The sequence below is a fragment of the Magnetococcales bacterium genome (assembly GCA_015231175.1).
Taxonomy (GTDB): domain Bacteria; phylum Pseudomonadota; class Magnetococcia; order Magnetococcales; family DC0425bin3; genus HA3dbin3.
The window spans coordinates 1-19547 of record JADGBZ010000020.1 but is presented as its reverse complement, the minus strand read 5'-3'; the positions used below and the strand labels follow the sequence as shown (position 1 = coordinate 19547).

General features: G+C 58.0%; 17 protein-coding genes and 1 tRNA gene. 12 read left to right on the top strand and 6 right to left on the bottom strand.

All coding sequences use genetic code 11. From position 1 onward, the window contains the following. Positions 1–89 precede the first annotated feature (89 nt). Both alaC and HQL63_06525 read right to left on the bottom strand, forming a co-directional pair. A complete protein-coding gene (gene alaC, locus HQL63_06530) occupies positions 90–1283 on the bottom strand; it encodes an alanine transaminase (GenBank protein ID MBF0176489.1) in 1194 nt (397 codons plus the stop codon). Between the two features lie 305 nt (positions 1284–1588). Then, complete coding sequence (locus HQL63_06525) at positions 1589–2164, bottom strand: PepSY-associated TM helix domain-containing protein (GenBank protein ID MBF0176488.1); 576 nt, start codon at positions 2162–2164, stop codon at positions 1589–1591. Positions 2165–2506: 342 nt separating this feature from the next. On the opposite strand from HQL63_06525, the gene HQL63_06520 reads away from it, so the two are divergent. From HQL63_06520 to HQL63_06475, 10 genes are all read left to right on the top strand, one after another. Next, the gene (locus HQL63_06520) at positions 2507–3346 is read left to right on the top strand and encodes a hypothetical protein (protein MBF0176487.1); all 840 of its coding nucleotides are present in this window, start codon (positions 2507–2509) and stop codon (positions 3344–3346) included. 292 nt (positions 3347–3638) lie between these two features. Beyond that, on the top strand, positions 3639–5630 hold the full coding sequence (locus HQL63_06515; GenBank protein ID MBF0176486.1) for a hypothetical protein: 1992 nt from the start codon (positions 3639–3641) through the stop codon (positions 5628–5630). Positions 5631–5848: 218 nt separating this feature from the next. After that, complete coding sequence (locus tag HQL63_06510; GenBank protein MBF0176485.1) at positions 5849–6880, top strand: tetratricopeptide repeat protein; 1032 nt, start codon at positions 5849–5851, stop codon at positions 6878–6880. A 251-nt stretch (positions 6881–7131) separates the two neighbouring features. Continuing rightward, a complete protein-coding gene (locus HQL63_06505) occupies positions 7132–7950 on the top strand; it encodes an OmpA family protein (protein ID MBF0176484.1) in 819 nt (272 codons plus the stop codon). A gap of 115 nt (positions 7951–8065) precedes the next feature. Further along, a complete protein-coding gene (gene bla, locus HQL63_06500; protein MBF0176483.1) occupies positions 8066–8983 on the top strand; it encodes a class A beta-lactamase in 918 nt (305 codons plus the stop codon). Positions 8984–9266: 283 nt separating this feature from the next. Next, entirely contained in the window at positions 9267–9779 is a 513-nt protein-coding gene (locus HQL63_06495) for a hypothetical protein (GenBank protein MBF0176482.1), read from the top strand. Between the two features lie 369 nt (positions 9780–10148). Next, on the top strand, positions 10149–10598 hold the full coding sequence (locus HQL63_06490) for a GatB/YqeY domain-containing protein (protein MBF0176481.1): 450 nt from the start codon (positions 10149–10151) through the stop codon (positions 10596–10598). A 22-nt stretch (positions 10599–10620) separates the two neighbouring features. Beyond that, positions 10621–12504, top strand: coding sequence for a DNA primase (locus HQL63_06485; protein MBF0176480.1), 1884 nt, complete (start codon positions 10621–10623; stop codon positions 12502–12504). A 52-nt stretch (positions 12505–12556) separates the two neighbouring features. Continuing rightward, the gene (rpoD, locus tag HQL63_06480; GenBank protein MBF0176479.1) at positions 12557–14683 is read left to right on the top strand and encodes an RNA polymerase sigma factor RpoD; all 2127 of its coding nucleotides are present in this window, start codon (positions 12557–12559) and stop codon (positions 14681–14683) included. A 30-nt stretch (positions 14684–14713) separates the two neighbouring features. Then, a tRNA-Ile gene (locus tag HQL63_06475) sits at positions 14714–14789 on the top strand. Positions 14790–15145: 356 nt separating this feature from the next. Here the strand turns inward: HQL63_06475 and HQL63_06470 are convergent. From HQL63_06470 to HQL63_06455, 4 genes are read right to left on the bottom strand one after another with little or no spacing between them, the layout of a single operon-like run. Beyond that, positions 15146–15553 carry a hypothetical protein gene (locus HQL63_06470; GenBank protein ID MBF0176478.1) on the bottom strand — a complete coding sequence of 136 codons (408 nt, stop codon included), beginning with the start codon at positions 15551–15553 and terminating at the stop codon, positions 15146–15148. Continuing rightward, a complete protein-coding gene (locus HQL63_06465) occupies positions 15550–16878 on the bottom strand; it encodes a recombinase family protein (GenBank protein ID MBF0176477.1) in 1329 nt (442 codons plus the stop codon). Before HQL63_06465 ends, HQL63_06470 begins: the two co-directional genes overlap by 4 nt. Then, positions 16875–17327, bottom strand: coding sequence for a DUF2924 domain-containing protein (locus tag HQL63_06460; GenBank protein MBF0176476.1), 453 nt, complete (start codon positions 17325–17327; stop codon positions 16875–16877). Before HQL63_06460 ends, HQL63_06465 begins: the two co-directional genes overlap by 4 nt. Beyond that, positions 17324–17527 carry a hypothetical protein gene (locus HQL63_06455; protein ID MBF0176475.1) on the bottom strand — a complete coding sequence of 68 codons (204 nt, stop codon included), beginning with the start codon at positions 17525–17527 and terminating at the stop codon, positions 17324–17326. Before HQL63_06455 ends, HQL63_06460 begins: the two co-directional genes overlap by 4 nt. A 558-nt stretch (positions 17528–18085) precedes the next feature. Between HQL63_06455 and HQL63_06450 the strand changes: the two genes are divergently transcribed. Then, positions 18086–18451 (top strand): hypothetical protein, encoded by a 366-nt coding sequence (locus tag HQL63_06450; GenBank protein MBF0176474.1) that lies wholly within the window; start codon positions 18086–18088, stop codon positions 18449–18451. Between the two features lie 99 nt (positions 18452–18550). Then, positions 18551–19495, top strand: a complete 945-nt coding sequence (locus HQL63_06445) for a hypothetical protein (GenBank protein MBF0176473.1) — start codon at positions 18551–18553, stop codon at positions 19493–19495. The last annotated feature ends 52 nt before the right edge of the window (positions 19496–19547 follow it).

The window sequence follows — 19547 nt, the reverse complement described above, 5'->3', positions numbered from 1 at the left end:
GTTCATGGGCCGAGGGAGTCCCCTCTGCCTCCCTGTCGTGAGAGCCGTCAGACAACTTTTACGACTGCGTCGTGGCGTTCCGATGCCCCTCAGGTTTGCACATCTCCCCCGGCATTGAAAAACTTTCGCACGCCCCGCAGCGCCTGGCGTGTCCGATGTTCATTTTCAATCAAGGCGATGCGCACAAACTCGTCACCATATTTACCAAAGCCGACCCCTGGGGCCACGGCAATTTTAGCTTCCTGGAGAAGCAGCTTGGAAAACTCCAGAGAACCCATCTTGCGATACTCTTCCGGTATGCGGGCCCAGACAAACATGGTGGCCTTGGGCTTGTCGACGACCCATCCGGCGCGTGCCAAACCGTCCACCAGGACATCCCGGCGACTCCGGTACAGTTCGCGAATCTCGTCGACGCACTCTTGTGGACCATTGAGGCCAACAGCGGCGGCAATCTGGATGGGCTGGAACAAACCATAATCGAGGTAGGACTTCAGCCGGGTCAGGGCATGAATCAATCTCTGGTTGCCCACCGCAAAACCGACGCGCCAACCAGGCATGTTGTAGGTCTTGGACATGGAGTAGAACTCCACAGCGACATCCTTGGCGCCAGGAACCTGAAGAATGCTGGGGGCCAGGTAACCGTCAAAACAGAGTTCGGCATAAGCCACGTCGCTCAACACGATCAGGTCGTGTTCCTTGGCGAATGCCACCAGCTTGACGTAAAAATCCAGATCGACCACCATGGCGGTGGGGTTGGCCGGAAAGTTGATCATCAGCGTCTTGGGCCGTGGCCAGGTGTGCTCGACCGCATGTTTCAGGGCATCGAAAAAATCTTCCGCCTTGAGCAGAGGCACATGCAGAATGTCGGCGCCGGCAATGACGAAGGCATAGACGTGAATGGGATAGGTCGGGTTGGGCGCAAGGACGGTCACCCCAGGGTTGGTGATGGCCAACGCCATGTGCGACAAACCCTCTTTCGATCCGATGGTGACAATGGCTTCCCGGTCCGGGTCCAGTTCCACATCAAACCGCCGCTTGTAGTAGCCGCAGACCGCTTTGCGCAGACCATGAATGCCCTTCGAGAGGGAGTAGCGATGGTTGCGGCCCTCCATGGCAGCCTCGTTCAAACGATCCACGATGTGCTGGGGCGTTGGGTGGTCAGGATTTCCCATGCCGAAATCAATGATATCCTCCCCACGTGCCCTTGCCTGGGACTTCAACTCGTTGACGACGGCAAACACATAGGGCGGCAACCGCTTGATGCGAAAAAATTCCTCTTCCATAAGGCTCCGGTGTTACGTTTTAGTGGACGATTGTGAGACTCTAGAAAGGAGAGTTCCCCCTGTCAAGAAGAGGCGAAAAAAATGGGAAGACTCCTCAATCGGCGGGGCTGCCAGCTGCATACGCCGTGACAGTATCGGTTTCCCGGCAAAAGAGAGCAAAGAAAAGTTGGGAATTTTCGGAATTTTTTCTGCTGCCCTGCCGCGAAAGCCATGAAACAGGGTGGCGCCCGGGTGTTCATCCGGCCCGTCACCCATATGGGAGATGATGTGAATATCCATGAAAAAACTTTTTTGCAGAGGAAACTTCAGCTCCTGTTCCTGAAGTAACGCTTCAGACGTGGACGAATCCACAAATATACCCCCGATATGGCAAAAAGCACCAGCGCAATACTCGTGACATCCACAGCCACCTTGAATGCTCCCCAGTGCATGAGCCTGCCTTTGTGTATGTGTTCAATGATGTTATAAATATAGAATTTCGTATGCAGATGAATGCCGTCAGGCGTGTATTGTCTTTTAATGTAATCGCTCGTTTTTACATAATACGAGTGATTGTCAATATCGATCACGATCCGTTGATTGCCTCCCTTCTCCCAGAGGATGTATTGATTTCTATCGTTAATCTTTTTTTTGGTTACCTTTCCGGTTATGCCATTCTTCCATTGAGAGTTGGCCAGAGTGATCGCTTTTTCAAGGGAGAGTGGATCTTTTTTTTCTGGCCATATTACTTCTCCGGACTCAATATGTTCGAACATTGTGGATGTCGGAAACAGGTCTTCATTGCTGAGGTAGAAACCCGTTACCCCGGCCAGGAACACAAACGGGAAAACGATTATTCCCATCCAGGAGTGCACTGAACGCATGACGTTTGACCATTGCATTGTGGGATCCTTCTGCTTTCTTCTGTTGCCGTTACCGCGAAAGCTGCGTCAGCGACTTTCATCGGGCGAGGGTGGAGGGGGGCTTCCTGTCATCGTTCAGCATAGTGGATTCCGACGTCAAGGCTATTTTGAGGCACGGAGTCCGGCAAATACGGATCACTGCACTCATGCTGCCCAGATTTTGGGGTTCACTATGAAATTGTCTTGACGACGGGCTCCACTATAGAAAAAAGTTGGCGTTCGGAACAGAGTTCATTCCTTGCATGCGGGGTGGACCATACATGGGGTTCAGGGCGTAGCCCTGCCAAAGGCTTCCATGGGGGGCAGTCGGGCGAGGTGATTATGAAGGGCAATCTATGGCAACGCAGGCATCCCCTGTTCCGTTTTCTGTTCGGAACGTTGCTTCCTGCCATCTTGTTTTTGCTCCTGATGGGTTATGGGGTGCGGTTCCTTGGCGCCAGCCTGCGCAACACGAGCCATGTCACGGGCTGGATCCTGCTGGGCGCACTTCTCCTGCTGACTCTGCACACCCTTCGCAAAAGATTGAGCATGCTGCCGATTGGGGCCATGCATCGTTGGACTGGCCTGCACATTCTGGTGGGTTCTGTGACCATGCCTCTCTTCTTCTTCCATGTCGGCAATTGGATTCCCAGTGGCGCTTTCGATACCATCCTGGCGCTCTGTTTCTGGTTCGTGGCGCTCAGTGGCGTTGTGGGCTTCCTCCTGTACAGGAATGTGCCGAAACGTTTGACCCGTCGAGGCGTCGAGGTCATCCAGGAACGAATTTCCATCTTTCGGGAAGAGGCCAGGCGCGAGGTGGAACAGGCTGTCGTTTCCCTGGCCCATACCACCGGGTCAACCACTCTGGCGGAATTTTACGAATTTCGCCTGCGGGACTTTTTCAGCCGGGTGTGCAACCCCCACGAACATCTCTTGGATTGGAACCGTTCCCGATTTGTTCTCCTGAATGAGATCAAGAGCCTGGAACGGTACCTTGATGCCCGGGAGATGGAGGTGCTGGGACGTATCGAGGCGTTGGTCCTCCGCAAGGATGATCTGGACTACCACTGCACGTTGCAGGGGGCCATGAAAATCTGGCTGCTTGTTCATCTCCCCTTGACCTTTGGCATGTGGATCCTGGTGGCCTGGCACGTTTTGAATGTCCTGGGATTTCAGGGCTGACCGCATGGACGACCCCCAATCGAGCCCGGAATGCTACGAACGTCCAGGTCACGCCTGGGTTTGCGGTCGTGCGCGGGAAGGAAAGGCCTGCCGTTCTGGACCGGACCGACGGGGTCATTGTGGTGGCCAAAGCGAATGTCAACCCGTTCGCCGGGGTGACAGGTGGTATTGTGCCCGGCCCCCCTTTGCCGGGGGGGGGTGTCAGGAGGGACCATCGCCCGATGGCCATTGTGGTCGTCCGTTACCCACCTGCCAACCACTGCGCCATTTATATGGGTGGCGCCGGGTGTTGGTGCGTTGGTCTTTGCTGACTGCGTTGGGTCTTGTCCTCTTCGTGACCTACGGCCCCAAGGTGCTGGAGTTTATCTCTCCGGGGCATTTGAATCCGTTTCACAGTTCCATTGAAAATTGCTCTGTCTGTCACGCGGCTGCCGAGCGTGGTCCGCGGAGCTGGCTCAGGTTGGCTGTGAGACGATCAGACCCTCAACCCGACAATTTGCGTTGCCTGAAATGCCACCCCCTGGGGGAGTATGCCCAATCGCCCCACAGCCTGGATCCACAGTTTTTAAAAAAACTTGAGCCCAGGGTTTCCGAGTGGCCTTCTCCCCCGGTTTTGCCTGTTACCCTGCACATGGCGGCGCCTTTGCTGGGTTCGGATCTGGGCCATGAGAAGCCTCTGGAGTGTGGGCTTTGTCATCAGGAGCATCAAGGTCAATCCTTGCAGGAGAGTTGGTGGGGGCAGGATCGTTGCAACTCCTGCCACCGCAAAGCGACGGCTCGTTTCGACCAGGATCACCCACCATTCGTGGGCTACCCCCACCGGGAACAGACCTCCATCAAATTTGATCATCGGAGCCATTTTCAAAAACATTTTTTAGGCAAACTTGCCGACAAGGCACCTCAGCGTTGCCAGACGTGCCACCCTGAAAACAACGTCGGCAACATGGTCTCCTCGATCCGTTTTCAACCAGCATGCGGTAGCTGTCACATCGACCAGATTCGTGAAGTTTTTCAATCAGGTCCAAAGGGGTTGAAGGCCCTTTCCCTGCCGCCTTTGGATGTGGATGCGTTGCGGCGCCGTGGGGTGGCCATCGGTGAGTGGCCCACGGCGAGCGATGGCGAATTGACCCCCTTCATGCCCAGCTTTTTTTCCGGTTCGCCCGAGTTCATGGCAGCTTTTTCCCTTTTGAGCAACGTGGACACCATGAATCTTGCCTCGGCAACGGAGGCCCAGATCACCGCCATCTCCACCCTGGTTTGGAGCATCAAGGAGCTGGTTTTTGACTTGTTGGCCCATGGTCGCCCGGCGCTGGCCAATCGTTTGCAGCATTTGCTGGGGGAACGGCCTGATTATCACTCTTTGGCGCAATTGAGCGGACAAATGTCGGCAGAGTTGATCCGCTCGGTCCAAAAGGAGTGGTTTCCCCACCTGTTGGAGGAGATCGCACTGCATCGCCAGGGAAAACCCGTTCCCATTCCAGTTGCGGATTCCGTTTTGCTTCCCGCGCCGGTCGCTGCGGGTGGGAGCAAACCCGAAGTTGGAACCAAAGATGCCTCTGGCCAGCAGAAGGGGCTGACTGGTGGTGGTCAGGGAGAACTTTCGGGTGACAAGGGGGGGCTGTTCCTGGGTGATGACAAAGGGGGGCTCCTGGGTGATGACAAGGAGAACGCCATTTCCGGGAAGAAGCCAGGAACCCGGCGTGATACTCCGGTGACAGGTTTGGCGCCTGCCCTGCGGCCTCTCGCGGGTGATGCCTGGATCGAGGGGGGCGGATGGTATCGGGAGGGTTTTTCACTCTACTATCTGCCGACCGGTCACGAAGATGGTTTCCTGCGCGCCTGGTTGGACACGCTCTTTTTCCGGCGAAACGCTTCTGCGGCGGCGCAGCGCCTTTTTCAAATGTTTGTCTCCGAAAAGGCCACAGGACAATGCGGCAAGTGTCACTTTGGTTCCAGCACGGATTCCGAACAGGCCTTTCCCGTCTGGCAGGGGCGCGTCAGCCACCCCCATGCCAAAGGGTTCCGCAAATTTTCTCACCGGGCACATCAGAGCCTGGTACCCCGGTGCCAGGATTGCCACCCCTTCTCCAAAACCCTTGCCCAAGGCAGTCCGGCAGGGCAACTCCCCGTCGTCCTGAGCGGCTTTGCCCAATTGGAGAAGAGTGCCTGTTCCAAGTGTCACCGGCCAAACAAGGCAGGCGATGCCTGCCTTGAATGCCACAACTATCACGTGGGAATAAAATCCGTGACGCCCAGACCTCCGGCAAAACCTTCCCCACCGTGAGTCGGGTTGGAAATATACCCACTTCAAATCTCGACATTCGATATGATAGAATAGCCCCGGGGCGGTGCTCGGATCTCTTGAGTTTTCTGGGCCTCGTTTGGCTCTCCGGTCTCGTTTGGCGGATATCAGGTATACCCGGCAGGGCAGGGCAGGGCAGGGAGGGGATCCGTTTCCTTTTTTTTGGGCTGTTTCGACTTTTGGATAAATCGGCTGTCATCATGTTCCATATGCACGATCGCCAAAGGCTTTTCCCCTCTTTCCTGCAAGGGATGTTTCTTCTGACGATGGCTCTTGCCTGTTTGCCAGGAGGCATGGCGGAGGCGCAAGAGAGCGCTGTTGCATCCCGGAGTGAGGAGGTAACGGATCAGGAATTGCGCAACGTCTGGGTCAGTGGCCTCTATTCCCTGGAATTGGAACAAGTCAAGGATGCCGAACAAAAATTTGCCTTTGTCATTGCCCGGAAACCCTTTTGGTTGGCCCGGGCCTTTGAGAACCGGGCCATGGTCCTTGAAAGGATGGGTCGCAGGGAGTTGGCCAACAGGGACTACGGAGTTGCACTGGATTTGTACAATCGCGATGTCGCAGCACATCCGGGTGACATCAATCCGCTGCTGCGCCGTGCCGAATACTGGGACCGCAAAGGCAATCCCGAGGCCAGGGTACGTGATTTGAGCAAAGCCATCGCTCTTGAGCCGGACAACGTGTCGTTGCTGAAAGAACGGGCGCATGCTTGGGTGGGCATGCAACGTCCCGAGCAGGCACTCACCGACCTGGGACACCTGATCAGGTTGAACCCCGAGGAGAGTGATCCACTCCTGGCCCGGGCGGATTTGGCCCAAAAACTGGGCAACAACGCCCAGGCCATCGCCGACTATACCCGGGCGATCACCTTGGCTCCCGGTTCGTTCCAGGCCCATGTAAGCCGCGCCGAACTTTACCAAAAGATGGGACAGAATGATCCGGCACTGGCGGATTTTGACCGGGCGGTTAACCTTCAGCCCGATGCCGCTCCAGCCCATTTCAGTCGGGGTCTCATCCTGTTTGGCAGAGAACACTATCAGGCCGCATGGGAAGCTTTTGACAAGGCTGTGACTTTACGATCCGACCAGATTGAATATCTTCTGCGGCGGGGCATGGCCGCATCCAGGTTGGGACGTTCCAGGGAAGCCCTGGCCGATTTTGACCGTATTCTGGCTTTGCAGCCGGGGCATCCGCTGGCAACCATGTATCGAAAACAGGCTGGCGGGTGATCGATTCGGAAACGGGATCCGGTTCGCACAGGGCTTCAGTCGTTCCAGAATGGATTGTCTGGCGGATCTCACCCGCCCTTCAAGACTGTGTTCCACGAAGCTGATGTGGATATCGGGATTCGTCGAACAGGGGGGCCGTGATCAACAGAGGCAAAAAAGAGTGGCTCAACAGGCTTGACCGTAAGGGCCAAATCAGGGAGTATCCCACAGCCCTGTTCAACCTTGTCGTTTAGCACGCATGGAGTCACTGCATGGTCACGCCGAGCCGGAAGGTTTTGTTGGGAGCATGGCTGTTATCGGCTCTTCTCACGGCGGCCTGTCATCCGGCCCCGCCCAATCCTTCGCAGGCGGGAGACGACTGGCGTCGGAGCGATGTGGACCAGGATAAGACTCCCCTGGTGCGTGATCACTGCCCGCCAACCCCTCCGGGAGCGGCGGTCGACAATCGCGGTTGTGCCATCGACAGCGACCGGGATGGCGTGCTGGAAAATGATGATCGTTGCCCGGGTACGCCCTATGGTGTTCCCGTGGATGCTGTGGGGTGTCCACGCGACAGCGATGGTGATGGTGTCATCGATGACCAGGACCAGTGCCCGAATACGCCTCATGGGGTTGCTGTCGACAAAGTGGGGTGCCCCCTGGACAGCGATGGGGATGGAGTTCTGGATCATCTGGACGCCTGCCCGGGAACGCCGATCGGGGCTGTTGTCGACGCCCGGGGTTGCTGGGTCATACCCAATTTGAATTTTGCCACGGGATCCTGGACCATTCCCGCGCATACCCACGAGAGTTTGCGCAACGTGGTCGATATTCTCAAGCGGAATGCCGATTTGCGTGTGACAATCCAAGGGCATACCGACAACGTGGGCGGTGAGATGTTCAACCAGGATCTCTCCTTGAAACGGGCCAAGGCTGTACTGAATCACCTGGTGGCGCAAGGGGTGGTCACCGGGCGTATGCAGGCTGCCGGGTTTGGCCTGACCCAACCTGTCGCCACGAATGATACCCCTGTTGGCCGGGCCCAGAATCGCCGGGTTGTCCTGGACATTCCGACCCGGAAATCGCCATGAAAGAGGCTTGTCATGTTTCCGGCCCGGCAGCCTTTCATTGCCCGGCAACGAATAAAGCGATGTTTTTCAAAATGGATGCGGTTCGGCATCGAAGAGGGAAGGATCTTGCATGACCATGTCTCTCACGCGGCGACGTTTCGCCATGGCGATCATGGCCGGCGCTGCTTATGGAGTGACAGGGTTTCATGCCAGGCTGGCATCGGCCATGCCAGCGTCCGTATCCGCTGCAAGAGTGGATCAGGCCCAGGAAGCCATCGCCGCCGTTGCGGCGAAGAGTGGCGGCAGGTTGGGTGTGGTCGCACTGGACACCGGGTCGGGGGGCAGAATTGCGTTGCGTCCGACCGAACGTTTTGCAATGTGCAGTACCCACAAATTGATCTCTGCCGCAGCGATCCTGAGCCTAGTGGACAGGGGATACTTGAAACTGGACCAGCGCATTCCATTCAGCCAGGCGGAGGTGCTGGAGTATGCGCCGATTGCACGCAAGAGCGTTGCGGCTGGATTCATGACGCTCGAAGACGTTTGCATGGCTGCGGCGACCTGGAGCGATAATACTGCTGCAAATTTGTTGCTCGGATTGATGGGTGGTCCTGCGGGTTGGACCAGATACATCCGTTCCCTTGGAGATGAAACGACGCGATTGGATCGCAGTGAACCCGATATGAACAGCGCCTTGACTGGCGATGAGCGCGATACCACAACGCCAGAGGCCATGGTGCAAAACGTCATCCGCCTGCTTTGCGGGAAGGCTCTGTCCGACGCATCGCGCGAACGACTCAAGGGTTGGCTGCTGGACAGCCCCATAACCGGTACGCTCCTGCGAGCCAAACTTCCGAGTGACTGGCATGTAGGCGACAAGTCCGGGTCAGGCGACAATGGCACCCGGAACGATATCGGGATCATGCTGCCCCCCCATGCTGCACCGATCGCCGTTGCTGTCTACCATACGGAATCGCCTCTCAAGGGTGCGTCCCGTGACCTGGTCGTTGCAGAGATTGGCAAGATCATTATGCAGGCTTTCAGTCCAGTGTAGAACAGAATTGTATCGCTGCATCCGGCATCCCGTCATGTGGTCTTGTCCTGCTGCGGCGACAAGAGGGGCAGATGTTCACTGAATCGCCGTGATCGTGCTCTCCGCGTTCGTGACCAGGACGCCTGCGAAGGCAACCAGGCGGGATCGGCGGGGGTTGTTGAAGCGTGTGTTGTCGTGCCAGAATGCGCCGGTGCATCGGTTGATTGCTTCGTTGATTCCTTGCCAGGTTTCGATTTTTCGAGGTGTTGTTCCACATTTTCCATGCAACGGGAGGATACTTTTTATGACGCGCATTCAAAAATCCCGGCTTTGTTCGATTGCCGCAATTTTGTCACTGGGGCTTTATGCGATGCCGGCATGGGTTGATGCCGCTGATGCTCCTGCCGCTCCTGCTGCCGCTCCTGCCGCCGCTCCTGCTGCTGCCGCTCCTGCTGCTGCCGCCGCTGCTGCCCCTGCCGCCGCTGCTGCCCCTGCCGCCGCTGCTGCCCCTGCCGTTTCAGCCGATATTGCCGGAAGTTACGATGTAACTGGGGTTGATGCCGTAGACAAGAGCAAGTTTGAGGGCGTCGTCAGCGTGACCAAAAAAGGGGAGGCCTTTCACGTCAATTATCAGGATTCTGAAGGTAAGAGTAAGGGCGTTGCGTTCCAACTTGGCGGTGTGATGGGCATAGCCTATGCGGACGAGAAGAAGCCGACTATTTGCTTGATGCAACCGGATGGCACAACCGGTTGGAAGGGACATTGCATTGAGCAGGGAGAGGATTTCCTCAGCCCAGAGACCTGGAAGCGCCGGTAGTTTGGTGGGCGCCGGGCGCGTGACTTTGTCCCGTCCCCGGAATTTGACCGGAGCCACCTTTGGTGCGGCTCCGGTCTTCCTTAAAAAACTTGACAAACTTGACAAGGGGGAGTAGACAAGGGGGTTCATTGGAAGCCCCTGGAGAGGGGCTTTTGTGCTTTAAGAGAAACAATTATGGCTCAAGAATTGCAGAATATCGCAGATTCTGAACCGCCCAGAGCCGACGGAGCCTGAAGCTTCCACCCTGTTGGCAGTGCGCATCAGGCCGGAGTTGTCGCCGGGGGTTGCCGCTGCCGGATGCGGCCTGACTCAGCCACCTTACCAGTGCAGCCCTGTATATTTCTTCACGAGGGCAAAAGGCAAGAGGTTATGGATCTTCGCCAGCGTATCACCCAGGATTTGAAAGAGGCCATGAAGGCACAGGATGCGGAACGCCTCTCTGCCATCCGCATGTTGCGGGCCGCTCTCCTCAATCTCGACAAGTCTGGCCAGACGGATACCGGCGAAGCGGCCATGTATGGCGTCATACGCACCTTGATCAAGCAGCGCCGGGAGTCTGTCGCGGCTTTCCGCCAGGCAGGTCGGGAAGAGCAGGCCGAACGCGAAGAACGCGAAGCCAGCCTCCTGGAGTCCTATCTGCCCCAAATGATGGCAGCGGATGATCTGGCGGCGCTCGTCAAACAGGTCATCTCGGCAAGTGGAGCCAACAGCCCCAAGGATATGGGACGTGTCATGAAAATTTTGAAAGATCGGGTGGCCGGACGGGCTGACCTGGGTCAAATCTCCGCCCTGGTCAAAACCGCCCTTTCCGGTTCCTGAACCAGTAGGGGGCTGCCCCAGGATGGCGCGCTACCCGGACAGCTTTCTTGACCGGCTCAAAGAGCGGATCGACTTGGTGGACTTGATCGGTCGGCACGTCCACCTGAAAAAAAAAGGCAACAGTTGGGTGGGACTGTGTCCTTTTCACCAGGAAAAGACCCCCTCCTTCAACGTGCGGGGGGATCGTGGTTTTTTCAAGTGCTTTGGCTGCGATGTCAAAGGGGATGCCATTGAATTCCTTATGCAACTCCAAGGAACATCTTTCCAGGACGTTGTGGAGATGCTCGCCGCCGAAGCGGGATTGGCACTGCCGGACCCGGATCCATTGTCCGCCCGGCAGGAACAGCATGCCGCTGCGCACCGAGCCCATCAGCACCAACTGCATGAGCTTCTCGCCGCTGTGAATCGCTACTTTCAAGCACAACTCGCGGCGCCGGCAGGGGAAGTGGGGCGAAACTATCTGGCCGGACGGGGGGTCAAAGAGGTGACCATCCAAAAATTCGGTCTGGGATTCGCCCCTCCGGGGTGGAGCAACCTCCTGGATCATTTCGGTGGTGGGACCGCTGCCGGGGCGAACCTGGAAAAAATCGGCCTGTGTGTGACCCACGCCCCTGAACGTAACAAAGGAGCCCCCCCCCGGGGAACTCATCCACATCGCTACGACCGGTTTCGCAACCGGATCACCTTTCCCATCCACGATCACCGCCAGCGCCTGGTGGGTTTTGGCGGTCGACTGCTCGAACCCGGTGAACCTAAATATATCAATACCCCCGAAACCGAACTTTATCAAAAAGGCCACGTCCTCTATGGGCTGAACCTGGCTCAGGAGGCGATCCAGCGGCAAAAACGGGTGCTTGTGGTCGAAGGGTACATGGATTTGATCACCCTGGCCGAATATGGCTTCGGCAACACCGTTGCAACCTTGGGCACCGCCCTGACGCCGGATCATCTGCGTCTGTTGTGGCGGCGTTGCCACCATCTGACCTTCTGCTTCGATGGCGACGTTGCCGGGAAGAAAGCGGCTTGGCGCGCCCTGGAACAGGTCATGGATGGGTTGGAAGCGTCGCGTCGCGTCGATTTCATCTTTCTGCCCAAAGGAGAAGATCCCGATCAGGTGGTGCGCCGGGAAGGGAGCGAGGGATTTCAGGGACGTTTGCGCAAAGCCAAACCCCTGCTCGAATTTTTGCTGGAAACTCTCGGCCAGGGACTCCAGATCGACACCCCGGAAGGGATGGCTGCCCTGGTACACCAAGTGCGCCAGCGACTGCTTAAAGTTGCCGACCCGCTTTTGCGAGATCTGTTTGCCGACAAGGTCGGTCAACGCTACGGTTTGTCGGGAGCCCAGGTTTTGGGTGCTCCCCATGTTCGCCCACCCGGAACGCTCTCCCGGGAGCAACCCTCTCGTTTCCGCCACTCCCCGCAGGAGGGTCGGCACCCAGCCTTTTTTCCGCGTCAGGCCATGTCGGGGCGCAATTTTGAGCAGGCCCTGCTGGCCATTTTGCTCCGTCGCCCATTTTTTATGCAAAAGTTGCAGGATGACCTGGAGCGACTGGAATTGGAAAATCCGCATATGAATGCCCTGTTGCAGGCGTGTATCCACCTTGAACTGGAGTGGAATGACGACTCACCCCTGGCCCTGGAAACGCTTCCAACTTTGGAACTGCGCACCCTGGCACAAGCAGTTCTGGCTGCGGAGGAGACCTTGCCCCATGATCTTGAAAAAGAGTTGGAGGGGTGCCTGGATACCTGCCTGCGCCGGCGTATCGACCGCGATATTCAACGCCTGGAAGAAAAGAATCGAGCAACGGGCGTATGGACCGATCAGGAACTTATGCAGCTGAGTGGGTACAAAAAAGAAAAGGCGCGTCTTGATCAAAAAAGGTCCATGGCACCCACTGTGCATTGATCGCCATGGTTCACCACGCAGCAACAACAACCCCCCAGTGTGGACAGGCCCTATGAGTGACGATATTTCCCGGACCCACATGAAGCGGCTCATTGAGCACGGCAAGGAGCGGGGCTTTCTCACCTTCGATGAGGTCAATGATGTCCTCCCCACCAACATCACCTCGGCGGAACAGATCGAGGATGTTGTTGCCCTCCTGGACAATATGGGTATCAGTCTGGTCGATGAACCTGAAGATTCCTTGGAGGAAAAAGCGGAAGACCTGGAAAAAATCGGTGAAGATAAATTACTCGAAGGGGAGGAGATGGAGATCGATGATATCGACTCCCCCGGCAAGCGCTCCCCGCTGGAAGTCGGTATCGACGATATCGATCTGGGTAAGACCGATGACCCGGTGCGCATGTATTTGCGAGAGATGGGGTCTGTGGAGTTGCTCACCCGTGAGGGTGAGATCGTTATTGCCAAGCGTATAGAGGCCGGTTGCAATGAGGTGATTGCGGCCATCTGTGATGCCCCCTCCACCTTCCAGGAGGTGATCAGCCTGGCGGAAAAGTTGCGGGACAATCAAATCTCCCTGCGTGACATTCTCGACATTGCGCCTCCCACTCTGGAAGAGGGCGGCGGCCTTGACGAGGAAGAGGAAGAAGAGGAGGAGGGAGAAGGAGACGGAGAAGGAGAAGAGGATCGGGACGACGGCGATGTTCGGATTGAGCCCCTCACCCCCGATGCCGATGGTGACCCATCTTTGGATGTCCTGGGTGTGGAACCCATGGCGGAGAAGGGGGCAGCCGCCAAGGGTACCGAGGAGACCCCGACCAAAGACAAGATCAAGGAAGCAGCCCTGGAGCCCGATGAACTGGATGTCCTGGCCGATCTGGTCGACGATGATGTCGTTCCCCACGACCATCCCGCCGCAGACGATGGTGGCCGCATGCGGGAGTTGATCCGCCAGACCCAGGAGACTTTCGACACCATTGCGCGGGAAAATGAAAATCTCAAGCAGATCCTCGCGGAGATGGAACAAGCCCAGGCTGAAGAGGATCTCCGCAAGCTGAAACGTCTGCAAAGAAAGTATGACGACTGCAAAAAACACATTATCGAAGTGGTGTCCGAAGTCAAATTTTCCCAGAAACAGCGCGATCGTTTGGTGCAGAAGATTAAAAATTTTGTCCATCGCGCCCGGGGTCTGGAAGGCAAAATTTTGGAGATCGTCGAAAAGACCGGGGTTTCCAAAAACGCCTTGTTGAGCAGCTTCCCCGGCAATGAAAGCAACCTGGAGTGGCTGGGGCAAATGGCCGGCAATCCAGATCAGGCCTGGCAACGCTTCATCCAGCATGCCGAAAAAATTTTGGAAATCCAGCGTGCCCTGGGCCAACTGGAGATCGAGGCTGACCAAAGCATCCCCGATCTGAAGGCAACCTATCAAAAGGTTCTCAACGGCGAACGCAAGGCTGCCCAGGCCAAAAAGGAGATGGTCGAGGCCAACCTGCGTCTGGTCATCTCCATTGCCAAAAAATACACCAACCGGGGGTTGCAGTTCCTCGACCTGATCCAGGAGGGCAACATTGGCCTGATGAAGGCCGTGGACAAATTCGAGTGGCGGCGCGGCTATAAATTTTCCACCTATGCCACCTGGTGGATCCGGCAGGCGATCACCCGTTCCATCGCCGATCAGGCCCGCACCATCCGCATTCCGGTCCACATGATCGAAACCATCAACAAACTGGTGCGCACCAGTCGGCAGATGGTGCAGGAGATCGGTCGCGAACCCACCCCGGAAGAAATTGCCGAACAGATGGAAATGAGTCTGGAAAAGGTGCGCAAGGTGCTCAAGATTGCCAAGGAGCCCATCTCCCTGGAGACCCCTGTGGGCGACGAGGAGGATTCCCACCTGGGGGATTTCATCGAAGACAAATCCATGCTCTCCCCGTCCGACCTGGCGATCATGTCCAACCTGCGCGACACCACCGGGCGCGTCCTGAAAACGCTCACCGGTCGCGAAGAGAACGTGCTGCGCATGCGCTTTGGCATCGGCCTGCAAACCGATCACACCCTGGAAGAGGTGGGCAAGCAGTTTCACGTCACCCGCGAGCGCATCCGCCAGATCGAAGCCAAAGCCCTGCGCAAGCTCCGCCACCCCACCCGCTCCCGTAAACTCAGGAGTTTCCTTGAATCCTGACCTAAAAGCCCCGATCATGTCCCCCCAAGCGGGCCCATAGCTCAGCGGTCAGAGCCGCCGGCTCATAACCGGTCGGTCCCAGGTTCGAATCCTGGTGGGCCCACCATTCAAAAACTCAGGGACCAACTCCCTGGTGAAGAACCGCCTCTCGGGGCGGTTTTTTCATGCCTGAATTCTTCAATGTTTCCAATGGTTAGCGGATGCATGCGCGGAGTGACCGCCATACCCGTCGCCGGATTCGCCCCCGCCACTCGCCCCCATTTTATTCTCTCTCCGCCCATATTCTCAAAAAGCTGTGGACTCAGGCCCGGTGAGTCCGGGAAATTCGGACTCACTCTTTCATATGCAATTACAATGAATAACAGTATTTGCTTATGAATGCCCGGTTCGAATCGGCCATTGGTCTCCAACATCACCCCGGGTCCAAACCGGGGCGTCCCGCCGAGGGGAACGCGCCGGCGTTCAGGCCGGCGCATAGATGCCCCACTGCTCCCGCTGCTTCGGCCACTCCGGCGGAAACGGCTTGGCCAACTCCCGCCAGGTCAGGACGTCCGGCTGGGTGCCGTCGAGAATGGTTTCCACGATATCCGGGGCCAACAGGGTCAGGCGCAGGACCTTGGCCACGTAGGAGTCGTCCAGCTTCTCCTGTTCCGCCAGCGCCCGGATGGACCTCGCCCGGCCTGCCTCCAGGTCCTTCAGCCAACGATGGGCCTTGGCCACCAGCCGGGCCAGGGTGTCGTCCCTGGTTTGAATGGGATGGTCGTCCATGCCGTTGGGGGCGGTGATCAACCTCCGCCCCCCTCTCTTACGCATGTGCATGGGGATGGTGATGACGATGGTGGATCCGTCCCTGCTCAGTTCCGCTCTCATGCCGCTTTCTCCTTCTTCTGGTTCCAAAGGTCGTTCAGTTCACGGGCCAGGGTATTCAGCCCTTCGGCGCGCAGATGGACCTTCACCGCGTCGGGGAACACGTCCACCTTGGCCACCAGCAACTGGATCAGGCGTTGCTGTTCCGCCGGGAAAAGCTCATCCCAAACCGGATCGAGCCGTTGCAGCGCCTCGGTGACATCCCGTTCCTGGATCTCGGTTCCGGCCCTGCGCCCGGCCCGCCATGTCTTGACCACCACCTCCGGCGAACGCAGCACCGTGCGGACCTGCTGAACCACCACCGACTCGATCTCGTTGGCGGCCACGCTGCAGATCGCGCAGGTCTTGTGGCCGTTCTTGGATGCCGCCTGACAGAGGTAGTAGCGGTATTCCTTCCCCCGCTTTCGAACGTAGGTCGGGCTCATGGAGCGGTCGCAGTGGCGGCAGTAGATGATTCCGCACAGCAATGCCAGGCTCTTCCTGCGCCGCCGACGAACCCGCTGCCGGTTGTTGGAGGCAAGCAGCGCCTGGGCCTTGTTCCAGCTTTCCTGATCCACCAACGCGTCATGCTCCCCGGGGAAACTCTGTTCGCCCATGGGGATCTCGCCCAGGTAGTGGCGGTTGCCGAGAATCCGGTAGATGTAGCCCTTGTCAAAAGGCTTGCCACTGCGGGCAACCGCGCCAGCCAGATCCAACTCCTCGACAATGGTGAGGGCGGAGCCTGTCTCCAGGTACCGCTTGAAGATGAACCGGATCAGTTCGGCCTCTTCCGGTACCACCTCCAGCTTGCGGTCGCGGACGATGTATCCGATGGGAACGTGCCCACCCATCCAGATCCCCTTCCGTTTCGAGGCGGCGATCTTGTCCCGGATCCGCTCCGCCGCGATTTCCCGCTCGAACTGGGCGAAGCTCAAGAGCACGTTGAGCGTGAGCCTCCCCATGGATGTCGTGGTATTGAACGACTGGGTAACGCTGGCGAAGGTGACCTCATGCCGGTCGAAGGTTTCAACCAGCTTGGCGAAGTCCAGAAGGGATCGGGTCAGCCGGTCGATTTTGTAGACCACCACCACGTTGACGAGGCCGGCTTCGACCTGTTCGAGCAGCCTCTTCAAGGCGGGCCGCTCCAGGTTCGCGCCGGAAAAACCTCCGTCGTCGTAGCGATCCGGAACCAGGAACCAGCCTTCGGACTTCTGGGAGGCGATGTAGGCCTCGCAGGATTCCCGTTGGGCATCAAGGGAGTTGAACTCCATGTCCAACCCCTCGTCGGTCGATTTGCGGGTGTAGATGGCGCACCGGACCTTCGGTGTAACCGTTTTCCGAGGGCTCATGACTTCCTCCTGGGATCCACGTACTTCTTGAGGCCGAAGAAAATGTAGCCGTTCCACCGGGTGCCGGTGATGAAGTTGGCCACCCCCGTCAGGCTCTTGAAGCGCCGCCCCTGGTACTCAAACCCGTCTTCCAGCACGGTGCAGACGTATTCCTTGCCTTTGTACTCCCGGACCAGCCGGGTGCCGGGCAGGATCTGCTGCTCCCTGTTCGCTTTCGCAGGCGTGGCCTCGCCGTTGTCGGCAGACATCTCCTCCAGTCGTTTCTCGGTCTCCTCCGAGAGTCCGCCGTAGGCCAGTTCCTGGATTCGATACGCCAGTCGCTTCACCAGAAACGTCCGGTTGAACGGAGGCGGCTCCGTCTCGTTGTACTTGGTCCACAGGGCTTTCAATTCCGGCGTGGCCATCCCCGGCAGGGCGGCCACCTGTTTGATTACATCGATGTCGCTCATGGTCCTTCTCCTTGAGTTGGTTTCGGACCATAAGGGCGTATGGTTGGCGTCTTATCCAGTGGTAAATGCTCGGTTTTTCTCTTTTCCAGAACCCGCGCCATACCCTTCGCAAGGATGCCGGCCACTTCGTCCAACCGCTCTTCGGCGGACATCAGATCGGGCGTGGGGGGGCGGAATCCGGTTCCTTTCAATGCACTCATGGCGATCACCTCTGATGTGGGAACAATCAGCGGCTCGCAATCACGTCGTTCCATAGATCAAAAAGCGGACCATCTCTGAGTCCGCCCTCCCTTCATTCAAGTGAGAACGGCCCGTTATGCGGGCCATGCCGTTCCAGATTGCAGGCCACAGCGTTCCATTCTGTGGCCCGCATTGCCCATCGCCCCCCTCCGCCTGAAATGCGCAGTGTTCATGGCCTGTTCCAGGCATTTTGGCCATTCCACCATGCGGGCCATGCCGTTCCGATTTGCAGCTTTTGCGTTCCATTTTGTTGTCATGGCGTTCCAATTCGCTGCCATTCCATTCCGTTTTGCAGGCCATCCGTTCCATTTCGCATTCCTCCCAGCGCCAGCCCACCCTCCCTCAAAAATGCCCCCGTTCCAAGCCCGGAAAAACGCATTCAAATAGCTGCTTTCATTGACAAAAAGTCATCTGGCATTGGGGTTGCGCTATAGAGGGCAAACCCGGCTCGCAATCACAACCAACCGGGATTGGAAAGCAGCAACGCAAGCGACCCTGAACCCAAAGGGGCCAAGGCCATGAAGGACAAGCAGATCACCGTGAACAGCCCTCCTGCTGGTGAGATCGCCCGGACCCCGGGAACAGAGAAGGCGCTATGGATCGCGGTGCTGAACCAGGCGGTGAAGGACGCCAAGGCGCTGGTGCAGAAGGTGGAGAAGGACCCGGACCTGTGGACCAACCCGCTCTTCCGTTCCGAGGTGCTCCACCTGAAGCGGTATTTCCGCTGCCGTTCCATGGAGCCCGGCGGCTTCGGATTCATCTGCGACCTGATGGGCGTGGATGCCGGACAGGCCGCCCGGCAGATCGATGAGCTTTATCTCCGGCACTTGAACAGGCCGGTCGAACAACGCCCCGCCCGAGTGGCCATGTTGCTGGCCATCTGAAGGGCACGGTTCCGCACGTCTAGGATTCATGGTCCGAAAAGCCCGATTCCTGGCGGGCCTGACGTGCGGATTTTCCAGGATCTTCTTCAGGAGGAAGAGATGAACGAGCACGTCACCAGCGAACTGACTCTGGTCACCCCCCAACACGCCGATGCCTGGCTGCGGACCTTCGCCTACGAAAAGCAGCGCAACCTGTCGGACCAGCATATCCAGCGCCTGGCCGTGGAGATGGCCCGGGGCCGCTTCATCGAAGGCACCACCATCCACTTCGCCCAGGTTGGCCGGCAGAAGTTCCTGATCAACGGGAACCACACCCTCCACGCCGTGGTGAAGAGCGGCGTCACCATTCCCCTGACCGTGCTCACCACCCCTGTGGACGACATGAAGACGGTCGCACGGCTGTACGCCCGCCATGACATTCACCGGCGGCGGGATTGGTCGGCCACCATCCGGGCCAGCGACCTCGAGATCAACGTTCCGGCCTCTTTCAAGAACGCGGCCTCGGCGGCGCTGCGCATCATCATGTCCGGTTTGGACAGCCCCATCAGCCGCGATGTGGAGATCGCCCATTCCCGGGATCTGCGCCTGGACGCCATGGACCTCTACCGGGAGCACATCGAGGCCTACCACACGGCCATCGGCGGCGGGGTCAAGCAGAACCAGAAGGTCCTGATGCGGGCCGCCGTGATGGCGGTCGGCCTGGAGACCCTCAAATGGCAACCCAACCAGGGTTACGACTTCTGGAACGGGATTGCCGCCGATGATGGCCTGCGCCGCACCGACCCCCGCAAGACGCTGCTGATCTACCTGACCAGTACGCCCGCCAGCGGCAGCAACATCATGGACCACATCAAGGCCGTGGCGCTGGCCTGGAACGCCTTCGTTCAGGGTCGGCAACTCTCTGCGCTGAAGCTGACCGCCTTCACCCAATTCCAGTTGGCCGGAACGCCCTACCGGAAAGGCGCGGTCGAACGCCCCCTCGCGGTCCTGGTGAATCACGTCCACGCGAGAAACGAAGCGGAATCTGCGGAGGTGGCTCAATGAACCGGATGATTGCCATCGACCGGGTCGCAATCGGCCAACGCCGCCGCGCTCT